The 13,785-nt window shown below is 71.8% G+C and carries 9 protein-coding genes; all 9 read left to right on the top strand.

The window, feature by feature from the left end; translation table 11 throughout:
• Positions 1-31 precede the first annotated feature (31 nt).
• The 9 genes from smc (at position 32) to FBY41_RS12910 (ending at position 13,782) form a co-directional block, all read left to right on the top strand.
• The gene (gene smc / locus FBY41_RS12870) at positions 32-3,616 is read left to right on the top strand and encodes a chromosome segregation protein SMC (protein WP_141844628.1); all 3,585 of its coding nucleotides are present in this window, start codon (positions 32-34) and stop codon (positions 3,614-3,616) included.
• A 113-nt stretch (positions 3,617-3,729) separates the two neighbouring features.
• Positions 3,730-3,915 (top strand): hypothetical protein, encoded by a 186-nt coding sequence (locus tag FBY41_RS12875; protein ID WP_141844629.1) that lies wholly within the window; start codon positions 3,730-3,732, stop codon positions 3,913-3,915.
• 120 nt (positions 3,916-4,035) lie between these two features.
• Complete coding sequence (gene ftsY, locus FBY41_RS12880; protein WP_141844630.1) at positions 4,036-5,259, top strand: signal recognition particle-docking protein FtsY; 1,224 nt, start codon at positions 4,036-4,038, stop codon at positions 5,257-5,259.
• Between the two features lie 237 nt (positions 5,260-5,496).
• Complete coding sequence (locus tag FBY41_RS12885) at positions 5,497-6,912, top strand: ammonium transporter (RefSeq protein ID WP_141844631.1); 1,416 nt, start codon at positions 5,497-5,499, stop codon at positions 6,910-6,912.
• Positions 6,909-7,247: a P-II family nitrogen regulator gene (locus tag FBY41_RS12890; protein WP_141819194.1), complete on the top strand. Its 339-nt coding sequence runs from the start codon at positions 6,909-6,911 to the stop codon at positions 7,245-7,247. The genes FBY41_RS12885 and FBY41_RS12890 overlap by 4 nt, the downstream gene beginning before the upstream one ends.
• Before the next feature lie 58 nt (positions 7,248-7,305).
• Complete coding sequence (locus FBY41_RS12895) at positions 7,306-9,666, top strand: [protein-PII] uridylyltransferase (RefSeq protein ID WP_141844632.1); 2,361 nt, start codon at positions 7,306-7,308, stop codon at positions 9,664-9,666.
• A gap of 186 nt (positions 9,667-9,852) precedes the next feature.
• Positions 9,853-11,487 carry a signal recognition particle protein gene (gene ffh / locus FBY41_RS12900; protein WP_141844633.1) on the top strand — a complete coding sequence of 545 codons (1,635 nt, stop codon included), beginning with the start codon at positions 9,853-9,855 and terminating at the stop codon, positions 11,485-11,487.
• A 634-nt stretch (positions 11,488-12,121) separates the two neighbouring features.
• On the top strand, positions 12,122-12,763 hold the full coding sequence (locus FBY41_RS12905) for a hypothetical protein (RefSeq protein ID WP_185749035.1): 642 nt from the start codon (positions 12,122-12,124) through the stop codon (positions 12,761-12,763).
• A 173-nt stretch (positions 12,764-12,936) separates the two neighbouring features.
• Positions 12,937-13,782 carry an alpha/beta fold hydrolase gene (locus FBY41_RS12910; protein ID WP_185749036.1) on the top strand — a complete coding sequence of 282 codons (846 nt, stop codon included), beginning with the start codon at positions 12,937-12,939 and terminating at the stop codon, positions 13,780-13,782.
• Positions 13,783-13,785 lie beyond the last annotated feature (3 nt).

Raw genomic sequence — 13,785 nt, forward strand, 5'->3', positions numbered from 1 at the left:
CCGATCGCAGGACGAAGGAACTTCACCTCCCGTGTACGTCAAGAGCCTCACCCTGAAGGGCTTCAAGTCCTTCGCCTCGGCGACCCACCTGCGGCTCGAGCCTGGCATCACGTGCATCGTGGGCCCCAACGGCTCCGGCAAGTCCAACGTCGTCGACGCGCTCGCGTGGGTCATGGGCGAGCAGGGCGCGAAGTCGCTGCGCGGCGGCAAGATGGAGGACGTCATCTTCGCCGGCACCGCAGGGCGTGCGCCGCTCGGCCGCGCCGAGGTCGCCCTGACGATCGACAACACCGACGGTGCGCTCCCGATCGACTACACCGAGGTGACGATCGCCCGCACGATGTTCCGCAACGGCGGCTCCGACTACTCGATCAACGGCACCCCGTGCCGCCTGCTCGACGTGCAGGAGCTGCTGAGCGACAGCGGCATCGGACGCGAGATGCACGTCATCGTCGGCCAGGGCCAGCTCGACACCGTGCTCCGAGCCACCCCGGAGGAGCGCCGCGGCTTCATCGAGGAGGCCGCGGGTGTCCTCAAGCACCGCAAGCGCAAGGAACGTGCGCTTCGCAAGCTCGAGACGATGGAGTCCAACCTCACCCGCGTGCAGGATCTCACCGGCGAGATCCGCCGCCAGCTCGGCCCGCTCGGACGGCAGGCCGAGACGGCCCGCAAGGCCGCGGTCATCCAGGCAGACGCTCGCGACGCGCGCCTGCGACTGCTCGCCGACGACCTCGTGCAGCTCACCTCGACCCTCGAGCAGGAGGTCGCCGACGAGTCCGCCCTCATCCAGCGGCGCACCGAGGTCGAGGCGGCCATGGCCGAGCTGGCTGCCCGGCTCGCCGCCCTCGAGTCAGCCGCCGAGCAGGCCCGGCCCGCGCTGACCCGCGCCCAGGACGACTACGTCGCCGTCGGCCGGCTCGTCGAGCGGCTGGCCGCGACACGCTCCCTGGCCGCCGAGCGTGTGCGCCTGCTCTCCGAGGACGACGAGCCCGAGCCCGTCGGTCAGTCCCGCGACCCCGAGCAGCTGCGGTCGCAGTCCGCCCAGGTGCGCGAGCAGGAGCAGGCCCTCGTCGCCGAGATCGCCGCCGCCAAGGCAGCCCTCGAGGAGGCCGTGCTGGCCCGCACCGCTGCCGAGCGCAGCCACGCCGAGGAGACCTCGCGGCTCGCCCGCGCCGCGCGCGCCGCCGCCGACCGCCGTGAAGGGCTGGCCAAGCTCGGCGGCCAGGTTGGCGCCAAGGCCTCGCGCATCGAGGCGCGAGAGGCCGAGATCGGTCGACTGCGGGCCACCGTGGCCCAGGGCCAGGCCCGCGCGGCCGAGGCCGAGCGTGAGTTCGCCCGGCTGGAGGCCAGCGTCGCCCAGGACGAGGAGGGCGAGGAGGGTCTCGACACCGCCTACGAGGAGGCCGCCGAGCGGCTCGACGCCGCCGAGGCGGAGCTCGCTCGCTGGAAGGAGGCCGAGGCCACGGCCGAGCGCGCCCGCACCACCGCGGCTGCCCGCGTCGAGGCCCTCGAGCTCAGCCTCCGCCGCAAGGACGGCGCCGCCGCCCTGCTCGCCGCCTCCGACGACGCCCACGAGATCCTCGGCTCCGTCGCCTCGCTCGTCACCGTCGAGGCCGGCCTCGAGAACGCTGTCGCCGCTGCGCTCGGGTCGGCAGCCGAGGCGCTGGCGGTCGGCTCGCTCGACGCAGCAGCCATCGCGCTCGACGCCCTGCGCGACGACGACTCCGGCCGGGCCAGCCTGCTCGTCGCCGAGTCGGCCACCCCCGTCGACCCCCGCTCGTGGCCGGCCCTCCCGGACGGCGCCCGCTGGGCCCGTAAGGTCGTCGGTTGCCCGGACTCGGTGCGTCCCGCCGTCGAGCAGGTGCTCGAGAGGGTCGCGCTCGTGACCACCGATGCCGACGCCGTCCGGCTCGTGCGCTCGCACCCCGGGCTCACCGCGGTGACCCGCGCCGGCGACGTCTACGCGCCCGGTACGGTGCGGGGCGGCAGCACGTCGGCCCCGAGCCTGCTCGAGCTGCAGGCCGCACTCGAGGACGCGCAGACGCGGATGGCAGCGGCCACCCGCGACGGCGAGCAGGCTCGCTTCCGTGCGGCCGCCGCGGAGGCGACGCGCGCCGAGCTGGCCGAGGCCGTCGAGGCGACCCTCGAGCGGCTCAACGAGAGCGACGCCCGGATGGCGGCGATCGCCGAGAGGCTCGGCTCGCTCGGGCAGGCCCTCCGCGCCGCCCGCGCCGAGGTCGAGCGCACGGAGAAGGCCATCGCCGACGCGAGCGCCGCTCTCGAGAGCGACCAGGCCGAGCACGCCGCGCTTCTCGAGCGCCTCGAGGCCGCGAGCGGCGAGGGCGAGATCGAGGCCGATCCCTCGACGGCCGAGCGCGACCGCCTCGACGCCCTTGCCCGTGAAGCCCGCACGACGGAGACCGAGCTGCGCCTCGGGCTGCGCACCCGTGAGGAGCGGGCCCGCGCGCTCAAGGACCGTGCCGACGCGCTCGAGCGGAGCGCCCGCCACGAGGAGCAGGCCCGCCAGCGCCTGGCCGAGAAGCAGGCCCGACGGCGCCGCGAGGCAGCCGTCGCCGAGGCCGTGCGCACCGCCTCCACCTGGGCTCACGACCTGCTGTCGCGCTCCGCGGAGGAGGCCGGTCGAGTCCGGGCGGCCGGTGAGGCCGCGCGCACCGAGCGCGACGCCGAGCTCGCCGTCGTGCGCCGCGACCTCGCGGTGCTGCAGGCCGAGCTGCGCGAGCTCACCGACTCCGTGCACCGCGACGAGGTCGCCCGCACCCAGCAGCGCCTGCGCATCGAGCAGCTCGAGACCCGGGCGGTCGAGGAGCTCGGCATCTCGCCCGACGCGCTCGTCGAGGAGTTCGGCCCCGACCGGCTCGTCCCCTTCGTGCCCGACCCCGATGCCGACCCCTCGGCCGAGCCGCCCGCCCCGGTGCCGTTCGTCCGTGAGGTGCAGGAGAAGCGGCTGCGGGCGGCCGAGCGCAAGCTCGGGGCCCTGGGCCGTATCAACCCCCTTGCGCTGGAGGAGTTCTCGGCTCTCGAGGAGCGGCACAAGTTCCTCACGGAGCAGCTCGAGGACCTGCGCAACAGCAAGCGCGACCTGCTCGACATCGTCAAGGAGGTCGACGAGCGCGTCGAGAAGGTCTTCGCCGAGGCCTTCGCCGACACCGCGGTGCAGTTCGAGCGCGTCTTCCAGCGGCTCTTCCCCGGGGGTGAGGGGCGCCTCGTGCTCACCGATCCCGGCAACATGCTGACGACCGGGCTCGAGGTCGAGGCCCGCCCGCCGGGCAAGAAGATCAAGCGGCTCTCGCTGCTCTCCGGTGGCGAGCGCTCGCTCGTCGCGGTGGCCCTGCTCGTCGCCATCTTCAAGGCGCGGCCGTCGCCCTTCTACATCATGGACGAGGTGGAGGCAGCCCTCGACGACGCCAACCTCGGCCGTCTCATCACCCTCTTCGAGGAGCTGCGCGACAGCTCGCAGCTCATCGTCATCACGCACCAGAAGAAGACGATGGAGATCGCCGACGCCCTCTACGGCGTCAGCATGCGCGGCGACGGCGTGACGACGGTCGTCTCCCAGCGACTGCGCGACGTCGCCGACCAGCAGCAGCCCGCCTGACGGCATACCCGCCCGGGTGAGAACGCCAGTGGCTGGGTGGGACAGGGCGTGCGTGCGCGTCCGTCACGGTGGGGTGTTTGCGTCACACAGGTCACATGCGTCACTCTGTTCACATGGCTCTCCTGGTCATTGCGATGCTCGTCATCATCGGTCTCGGTGTGGCGGTCGTCGGCGTCGTCGCGGTGCCCGCGCACCGCGATGGCCGGGACCTGCTCACCACCAAGGGGGAAGGGGTCGCTCGGTCCGCGCAGCAGCGGGCCGCGGCCCTCGGTCGACACACGCGCGCACGCACGCCGTGAGCTCGGGCTGACCGCCTGCCCAATCCTCGACCACCGGCCAGCCCGGTGGTCGAGCCATGTCACCGCCACGCCCGGGGGCCGTATGCGGCGCGGCCGGGGACCGCGGGCCAGCGTGGTTGGATGGTCGGCGTGGAGAACGTGTGGATCTACGTCATCATCGGGGTCGTCATCCTCGCGGGGGCCATCGCCTACGGCGTGAACCTGACCCGCGGGCGCGGCGGAGACACCCGCACCCTCGACCGCGAGGCGCCGAGCGCGCCCGCTCTGCCCGGGGAGGACCTCGACCGCAGGCCGGCAGGCACCGGAACGGCGGCTCCACCGGAAGCGCCACCTGCGCCGGCCGAGGTGGAGACTGCCGGCCCGCAGGCCCCGCCGGAGCCGGCGCCGACCGAGCCGGCCGCACCGACCATCGAACGCCCGGAGTCCGCGCGGGGGCGGCTCGCCCGCCTGCGCGCCCGGCTCGCCCGCTCCAACAGCGCGCTCGGCAAGGGACTGCTCGCCCTGCTGTCACGCGGCAAGCTCGACGAGGAGGCCTGGGAGGAGGTCGAGGACACCCTCATCGCCTCCGACCTCGGCGTCGAGGCGACGACCGAGCTCGTCGACTCGCTGCGCGTGCGTGTCAAGGTCGACGGCACGACCGACGAGGCGACCGTGCGCGAGTGGCTGCGCGAGGACCTGCTGACGCTCGTCCAGCCCGACATGGACCGCCGCATCGCCAGTAGCCGGGTCGGTGACCGTCCTGCCGTCGTGCTCGTCGTCGGAGTCAACGGCACAGGCAAGACGACGACCGTCGGCAAGCTCGCCCGCGTGCTCGTCGCCGAGGACCGTGAGGTCCTGCTCGGCGCGGCCGACACCTTCCGCGCGGCAGCGGCCGACCAGCTCGAGACGTGGGGCGCCCGCGTCGGTGTCGCGACGGTGCGTTCCGACAAGGACGGCGCCGACCCGGCGGCGGTGGCCTTCGACGCTGTCAAGGCGGGCATCGAGGAGGAGGTCGACGTCGTCATCATCGACACGGCCGGCCGCCTCCACAACAAGGTCGACCTCATGAACGAGCTCGGCAAGGTCAAGCGCGTCATCGAGAAGCAGAGCCCGATCGACGAGGTGCTGCTCGTCCTCGACGCGACGACGGGCCAGAACGGCCTGCAGCAGGCGAAGGTCTTCGCCCAGGCCGTCGACGTCACCGGCATCGTGCTCACCAAGCTCGATGGCACCGCCAAGGGCGGCATCGTCGTGGCGGTCCAGCGTCAGCTCGGCGTGCCGGTCAAGCTCGTCGGCCTCGGCGAGGGGCCCGACGACCTCGCTCCCTTCGACCCCGAGGCCTTCGTCGACGCGATCATCGCCTGACCGAGCCCCTTGGCGGAGCCCCCTGACGGGGCCCTGACGGAGCCTGCTCGGGGCTCACAGCGGACGTCCAGCGGGCGCCCAGTCGGCCCCGCGGCCGGCCGGGCGCCCGCTGTCGCTTTTCCAGCATCTGGACGCGCTCCGTGCGCGAAACCATCCGCTTACACCACCCCGGCGTTGTTAGCACGCCCGTAACAATCGATGCGTTCCGGCGAAACGGCGCCTCACGACACTCTCCGCATGACAACAGCACTGATGCCCTTCGCGGCAGAACCACCAGTGATCAACGAGGCCGCGACCGCATTCATGCTCATCGCCTCCTCCATGGTCCTTCTGATGACGCCGGGTCTTGCGCTCTTCTACGGCGGCATGACCCGCAGCAAGTCGGTCCTCAACATGATGATGATGAGCTTCGGCGCGCTCGCGGCCGTCGGCATCATCTACGTGCTCTGGGGCTACTCGATGTCGTTCGGCAACCTGCAGGACGGCACGAGTGACATCGCCGGCATCTTCGCCAACCCCTTCCACCTCTTCGGCCTCGGTGACCTGACCGGTCCCGACGGCCCCCGGCTCATCGACCCGTTCGGGGTCGGCGTGTTCATCCCCGAGTACATCTACGTCGGCTTCCAGCTGACCTTCGCCGTCATCACGGTCGCCCTCATCAGCGGTGCGATCGCCGACCGCGTCAAGTTCTCGACGTGGATGACCTTCGCCGTCATCTGGGTCACCATCGTCTACTTCCCCCTGGCCCACATGGTCTGGGGCGGCGGCTTGCTCTCCGGCTCCGAGAACGGCCTGTCGGCCAAGCTCTTCGGCGCCACGGACGGCGTCGCCAACGTCCTGCCCATCGACTTCGCCGGTGGCACGGTCGTCCACATCAACGCCGGTGCGGCGGGCCTGGCCCTCGCGCTCGTCGTCGGCAAGCGCCTCGGCTTCGGCAAGGTCGCCATGCGGCCGCACAACCTCCCGCTCGTCATGATCGGCGCCGGCCTGCTGTGGTTCGGCTGGTTCGGCTTCAACGCCGGCTCCGAGCTCGCCGCCGACGGCGTCGCCTCGGCCGTGTGGCTCAACACGACCGTCGCCACCTGCGCCGCGGCCATCGGCTGGCTCCTCGTCGAGAAGGTCCGTGACGGCCACCCGACCTCGCTCGGCGCCGCCTCGGGGGTCGTCGCCGGTCTCGTCGCCATCACCCCGGCCTGTGGCGCGCTGTCGCCGGTCGGCTCGATCATCCTCGGCGTCGTCGCCGGTGGCCTCTCGGCCCTGGCCGTCGGGCTCAAGTACAAGTTCGGCTACGACGACTCGCTCGACGTCGTCGGCGTGCACCTCGTCGCCGGCCTCTGGGGCACCATCGGTGCCGGTCTGCTCGCCACCTCCACCGGCCTGTTCTACGGCGGCGGCTGGGACCAGCTCGTCCTGCAGATCCTCATCGCCCTCATCTCGCTCGTCCTCTCGTTGGTCCTCACCTACGCCATCGCGATGGGCCTCAAGGCGACCCTCGGCTGGAGGATCAGCGAGGATGAGGAGTCCGAGGGCATCGACCAGACCGAGCACGCCGAGTCCGCCTACGAGATCGGTGGATTCGCCGCCTCGTCCGGTCGTTCGACCACCCACCGTCCTGCCGTCCCGGCCGAGCAGGCCGAAGGAGCCAACGCATGAAGCTCATCACCGCCATCATCAAGCCCCACCAGCTCGACGAGGTGAAGGAGGCCCTCGAGGCCTTCGGCGTCGCGGGCATGACGATCAGCGAGGCGAGCGGCTACGGCCGCCAGCGCGGCCACAGCGAGGTCTACCGCGGTGCGGAGTACACCGTCGACTTCGTGCCGAAGGTCCGCCTCGAGGTCCTCGTCGACGACGTGGACAGCTCGGACGTCCTCGAGGTCATCCTCAAGGCGGCCCAGACCGGCCGCATCGGCGACGGGAAGATCTGGTCCGTCCCGGTCGACGAGGTGGTGCGCGTCCGCACCGGCGAGCGCGGTGTCGACGCTCTCTGAGCACCGACGCACTGCTCGACACAAAGAACAGCTACCTAGGGGACGGCGAGAATCTGACATGACGGATGTGACCTCACGACGTCTGGACCTCGCCGGCACCCGAACCTTCGCGACGCCCGGCGCGGGCCAGACCCGCCGCCGGGCGCTCGCGGAGTTCGGGTTCGGGTGGCTCCAGGAGCTGTGGCGCGAGGCCTGCGCCGGGCGGCGCCACGAGGGTGTCGCCCTCGCCGCGGTGGGGTCGCTCGCCCGCGGCGACGGCGGCCCTCTCAGCGACTACGACCTCGTGCTCGTGCACCACCCGCGAGGCCTGTCCGGCAAGGAGGTCGGTGCCTTCGCCGACAAGCTCTGGTATCCCATCTGGGATGCCGGGGTCCGGCTCGACCACAGCGTTCGCACCGTCGCCGACTGTCGCGCCGTCGCCTCCGACGACCTCTCGGCAGCGGTCGGCCTGCTCGACCTCACCCACGTGGCCGGTGACGCCGACGTCGTCAACGCGGCCCGCTCCACGGTGGCGCACGACTGGCGGGCCAACGCCCGCACCCGCCTCGGCGAGATGCACGAGTCCGTCGTGCAGCGGCACGCCCGACAGGGCGACCTCGCTCACCTCATCGAGCCCGACCTCAAGGAGGCCCACGGCGGCCTGCGCGACATGTCGGTCCTGCGGGCCCTCACGGCCGCCTGGCTCACTGACCGCCCCCACGGCGACGTCGACGAGGCCTACGAGCGCATCCTCGACGTGCGCGACGCGATCCACGTCGTCACCGGCCGCGGCCGTGACCGGCTGACGCGTGACGACCAGGACGCCTGCGCCGCGCTGCTCGGCTACACCGACTCCGACGACCTGCTGACCGACCTGTCCACCTCGGCCCGCACGATCGCGTATGCCGTCGACAGCACCGTCCGTCGCGCCATGCAGTCCCAGCGCGCCCGCACCCTGCGGGTCGGTCCGCGCCGACCACAGCTCGCGCCGCTCGGCTACGGCCTCTACCGTCACGACGGCGAGGCCGTGCTCGGCCCGTCGGCCGACCTCTCGTCCGACCCGATCATCCCGCTGCGCGCCGCGGTCGTGGCGGCACGCGGCGGCATACCGCTCTCACCGACGACCCTGAAGAACCTCGCAGCCCAGTCGCCGGCGCTGCCCGAGCCGTGGCCCGAGGTGGCACGCAACCTCTTCGCCGACCTGCTGGCGGCTGGGCCCGGCCTCGTCACGGTCTGGGAGGGCCTCGACCTCGCGGGTGTCGTGGAGCGGTGGATCCCGGAGTGGTCCGCCGTGCGCAGCCGGCCCCAGCGCAACGCCGTGCACCGTCACACCGTCGACCGCCACCTCATCGAGACCGTCGTCGCCGCGAGCGGCATGGTGCGTGACGTCTCGAGACCCGACCTGCTCATGCTCGCCTCCGTCCTGCACGACATCGGCAAGGTGCCCGGCTCGCGCGACCACGCGGTGACCGGCGCCGAGATCGCCGACGGCGTGCTGCGCCGCATGGGGGTGTCCGAGGGCGACCGCACCATCATCGTGCGGCTCGTGCGCGAGCACCTCACCCTCGTCGACCTGGCCACGCGCCGCGACCCCGAGGACCCGGCGACCATCGCCGCGCTGTCCGAGGCCGTCGACGGCTCGGTGCAGACGCTCGACCTCCTGCGCGCCCTCACCGAGGCGGACGCGTCAGCTGCCGGCCCGAAGGCCTGGAGCGACTGGCGAGCCGGTCTCGTCTCGCGTCTCTACACGGCCTGCCGGGCGGCCCTCATCGCCCAGACCGAAGGAGAGGGGGCTCTCGTCGTGGAACCGATCGAGACCCTGCCGCTCTCCGAGGAGGCCCTCGACCGGGTCGCCTCCGGGGAGCCCTACGTCACCGTGTCATCGCTCGGTGGCGCCCACCGCATCGACATCATCGCCCGCGACCGCGCCGGACTCTTCGCCGACACCGCGGGCCTGCTCGCTGCGCACGGCTTCATCGTGCGCTCGGCCATCGTCCGCACCGTCGACGGGCTCGCGGTCAACGAGTGGTGGGTCGACTCGCCGGGAGGCGAGACGCCACTGCCGGAGATCATCTCCCGCGACCTGTCCCGGGTGGCCGCAGGCGACCGCTCACCCCTGGGCAAGCTCCAGCGGCGCAAGTCCGGCGGCGTGCGCAGCCCCGGCTCGGGCTCGGTCGACTCCGCTCGCGCCATGGTCATCAGCAGCGCCTCCGACACCGCGACCGTCATCGAGGTGCGCGCCACCGACCGTCCCGGGCTGCTCCAGGACATCGGCATCACGCTCGCCCGCGCCGCGTTGTCGGTGCGCTCGGCGCACATCGCGACGTATGCCGGCCAGACCCTCGACACGTTCTACGTGACGGAGTTCGGTGGCGGGCAGCTCGCCCCGGCCCGGGCCGCCCAGGCCGTCGCGATGATCATCGACACCTGCGACGGCTGAGTCCCGCCCGCCCTCCCCATCCCGACCTCCGACCTTCCCGGAGTTCCCCGGTCGATGCATCTTCGCGGGCCCGGGCACGCGCTGGTACGTCGACCGGGAGCGGGAGGCGGCCGGACGGCATACGGCATCGGGTCCGAGGAGTGCGCCCGAGTCGGAGCAGGGCGCGGGAGCGGATAGCCTTGCCGGGTGTTTGCATCCCTGTCTGACCGGCTGACCGCCACCTTCAAGAACCTCCGCGGCAAGGGCCGCCTCTCGGAGTCCGACGTCAACTCGACGGTCCGTGACATCCGGCTGGCGCTGCTCGACGCGGACGTCGCGCTGCCCGTCGTCAAGCGGTTCACCGGGAGGGTGCGCGAGCGGGCCCTCGGCGCAGAGGTGAGCCAGGCGCTCAACCCTGCCCAGCAGGTCGTCAAGATCGTGCAGGAGGAGCTCGTCGCGATCCTCGGCGGGCAGACCCGCCAGCTCTCGATGGCGAAGCAGCCCCCGACCGTCATCATGCTCGCGGGCCTGCAGGGCTCGGGCAAGACGACCTTCGCGGGCAAGCTCGGCAAGTGGCTCAAGGACCAGGGGCACACGCCGCTTCTCGTCGCCGCCGACCTCCAGCGCCCCAACGCCGTCACTCAGCTCGAAGTCACCGGTGAGCGGGCCGGGGTGCCCGTCTTCGCGCCCGAGCGCGGCAACATGGGCGGCCACGACGCAGTGCTCGACTCCGGTGAGGGCACCCGGTCCTTCGGTGACCCGGTCGCCGTGTCGCGGATGGGCATCGAGCAGGCGCGTGCGAAGCAGTACGACGTCGTCATCGTCGACACCGCGGGCCGACTCGCCGTCGACGAGAACCTCATGCAGCAGGCTGCCGACATCCGTGCGGCGATCCGTCCCGACGAGGTGCTCTTCGTCATCGACGCGATGATCGGCCAGGCTGCCGTCGAGACCGCTCAGGCCTTCCACGCCGGCCTGGCGTTCACCGGTGTCGTGCTCTCGAAGCTCGACGGTGACGCCCGCGGTGGTGCCGCGCTCTCGGTCGCCGAGATCACGGGCGAGCCGATCATGTTCGCCTCGACGGGTGAGAAGGTCACCGACATCGAGGTGTTCCACCCCGACCGGATGGCCAGCCGCATCCTCGACATGGGTGACGTGCTGACGCTCATCGAGCAGGCCGAGAAGGCGTTCGACAAGCGCCAGGCCGATGAGATGGCGCGCAAGTTCATGGCCGAGGAGGACTTCACCTTCGAGGACTTCCTCCAGCAGATGAACGCCATAAAGAAGATGGGCTCGCTGAAGTCCATGCTCAAGATGATGCCGGGCATGCAGGGCATGCGTGATCAGCTCGACGCCTTCGACGACCGCGAGTTCGACCGGGTCGAGGCGATGGTCCGATCGATGACCCCCTTCGAGCGCACCCACCCCAAGCAGATCAACGGCTCGCGCCGCGCCCGCATCGCCAAGGGCTCCGGCGTCACGGTGACCGAGGTCAACCAGCTGCTCGTCCGCTTCGGCGATGCGCAGAAGATGATGAAGTCGATGGCCCGGGGCGGCGGCGGTGGCCTGCCCGGCATGCCCGGGATCCCCGGCACCGGCAAGCGTGGTCGTCCCCAGCAGCCGCAGCGCAAGAAGAGCAAGAGCGGCAACCCGGCCAAGCGTGCGGCCGAGGAGCGAGCCGCGGCCGACAAGGCAGCGGCCGGTCGGTCCGCTGCAGCGGCGAGTGCGTTCGGCGTGCCTGGCGCCGGAGCCGATGGTGCCGGTCAGGCCGGCGACCCGGCGGCGGGCTTCGACCCCAACAACCTGCCGAAGGGCTTCGAGAAGTTCCTCGGCGGCCGCTGACTCCAGACGCGCAGCGCCGGACGTGCCGCCATGACAACCTCAACTGCAGACTGAGTCGCAGACTGATCGCCTCGGGCCGTCAACCTGCGGATCAGTCTGCATCTGGTGTTGTCATGGCGGCACCGATCGCAGACTGATCTGCAGACTGATTCTCTGACCAGATCAGTCTGCAGATCAGTCTGCGTAGACGGCCGTGAGGGGCTGGCCTCCTCGACGGCATCGTCCACACCTGCCCCAGCGTCGGACGCGTCATCCGCAGGTCCCACCGCCGTCGCTCAGGTGAGGCCGAGTCGGGCAGACGCTGCGGCCTATGCAGATCCCTGAAGAGACCCGAGAGTTGGCTGAGGCTCAGTCCGGAGTGGTCAGCCGCGCGCAGCTCGAGGCGGTCGGTGTGCCGCCGGGACTGATTCGGTGGCACAGCGGCAGGCACTGGCGCTCGCTCCTGCCTGGGGTGCTCATGCTCAACACGGGGCAGCCGACCGATCAGCAGAGGCTCGTCGCTGCGCAGCTCTACGCAGGGCCGGCCGCCTGGTTCCGGGGTGAAACCGCTCTGGCGCTTCACGGTGGAGGCCCCCCTGGTCTGCGCGCCCCGGTCCAGATGTTCGTCCCTCACCCGCAGAGGTCACGTCGTGTGATGTGGTTATCGATCGCGGCGACGCGCCTCACCAACGAGCGCATCATCGAGCGCGGTCCGCTCCGGATCTCCTGCCGTGCGCGGGCCGTCGTGGACGCCGCCGCTGATGTGGTCGACGAGCGGCAGGCGCGGGCGATCATCGTCGGCGCCATCCAGGAACGGTTCGTCCGGCTCGCCGATGTGCAGCACTGGGTCGGGGTGCGGCGCCGCAACGGCACGGTGCGGCTCACCGCAGCCTTGGCCGAAGCCGCGACAGGGGCGTGGTCGGTGCCGGAGTCGGATCTCGCACGTGTCCTGCGCAGATCACCCCTCTTGGCGGGACTCTGCGCCAACCCGGCTCTCACGACCAGCGACGACGTGCCGCTGACAACGCCGGACCTCTGGATCGACGAGGTGGGCCTCGCCATCATGGTGCACTCCCGTCGCTTCCACTCGAACGTGCTCGACTGGGACTCGACCGTGCTGGCAGACCAGGATCTCCGCGACGCGGGCGTCGAGGTGGTGCCCCTGACGCCTAACGTGATCGCCAACGATGCGGACAGCTGCCTCCAGGCCGTGCTTGCAGGACTGGAGCGAGCCCGCCGTCGCACCAGGCCGCCCGTCATCGCCACAGAGCGCGATGCCTGGGCTTGGAGGGCCTGAAGATCAGGCTGCGGATCAGTCCGCGTCTGGTGTCGTCAGAGCAGCCCCATCCGCAGACTGATCCGCCGCTTGATGCCGGCCATCATCAGTCTGCGGATCAGTCTGCGGATCAGGCTGCGGTGGGTGTCGTGGAAGCGACCGCAGGACGAGGCGGGCGGCATACGCTCGGGGGCGTGGTCACCGCTGACGGACGCTCACGGGTGAGGCTGCCTGACGGTCGCGCGCTCGACGTCTGGCAGGGCGGTGACCCGGACGGCTCCCCGGTCCTGTTCCTGCACGGCACTCCGGGCGGACGCCTGCAGGGCGCGCTCGGCGACGGCGCCGCGGCGAGGGTCGGCGTGCGGCTCGTCTCCTTCTCGCGGCCCGGCTACGGCGGGTCGACGGATGCAGCCACCACGCTCGCGTCGGTGGCGCGCGACGCAGGTCAGCTCGCCGACACGCTCGGCATCGGCAGCTTCGCGGTGCTCGGCGTCTCCGGGGGAGGGCCGTATGCCGTCGCGACGGGTGCCGTGCTGCCCCACCGCGTGCGCGCGGTCGGGGTCGTCGCAGGGGTCGGTCCGCTGCTCGAGCTCGATCCTGGGTCGGCGGCCGGAGCTGCCGTCCGGGCCGCTGTCGCCGGCGACCACGACGGTGCGATCACCCTCCAGGACGCCACCGTGACAGCCACCGCCGCCGCAGCGGCCCGTCGCGGCGCCGGCGCCCGGGGTTTCAGCTCACCCGAGATCCTCGAGCCGTGGACACCGAGCGGGCGCCCGGGGCTGCCGTCCTACCGTGGCGCCTCCCGCGACTCGCTCGCCTTCGCCGTCGGCTGGGACATCGACCTCGAGGCCGTCACGGCGCCCGTGTGGCTCTGGTACGGCGACCACGACCAGCAGGTGCCGCTCGAGCACGGTCGGTGGCTCCACGAACGCCTGCCGACCTCGACCCTCGTCGTGCGCGAGGGCGCGGGCCACCTCGCCACCCTCATGCCCTACTGGCGCGACATGCTCGCCACCCTCACGCGCGACCGCTCTGGGTAGGGT

It is taken from the genome of Humibacillus xanthopallidus (assembly GCF_006716675.1).
GTDB lineage: Bacteria > Actinomycetota > Actinomycetes > Actinomycetales > Dermatophilaceae > Humibacillus > Humibacillus xanthopallidus_B.

Bases quoted from the DNA above. Each gene is read 5' to 3' on its own strand.
- FBY41_RS12875 (WP_141844629.1), top strand. From the start codon at position 3,730: ATGGCTCTCCTGGTCATTGCGATGCTCGTCATCATCGGTCTCGGTGTG.
- FBY41_RS12895 (WP_141844632.1), top strand. From the start codon at position 7,306: ATGACGGATGTGACCTCACGACGTCTGGACCTCGCCGGCACCCGAACC.
- FBY41_RS12890 (WP_141819194.1), top strand. From the start codon at position 6,909: ATGAAGCTCATCACCGCCATCATCAAGCCCCACCAGCTCGACGAGGTG.
- FBY41_RS12885 (WP_141844631.1), top strand. From the start codon at position 5,497: ATGACAACAGCACTGATGCCCTTCGCGGCAGAACCACCAGTGATCAAC.
- ftsY (WP_141844630.1), top strand. From the start codon at position 4,036: ATGGTCGGCGTGGAGAACGTGTGGATCTACGTCATCATCGGGGTCGTC.
- FBY41_RS12905 (WP_185749035.1), top strand. From the start codon at position 12,122: ATGTGGTTATCGATCGCGGCGACGCGCCTCACCAACGAGCGCATCATC.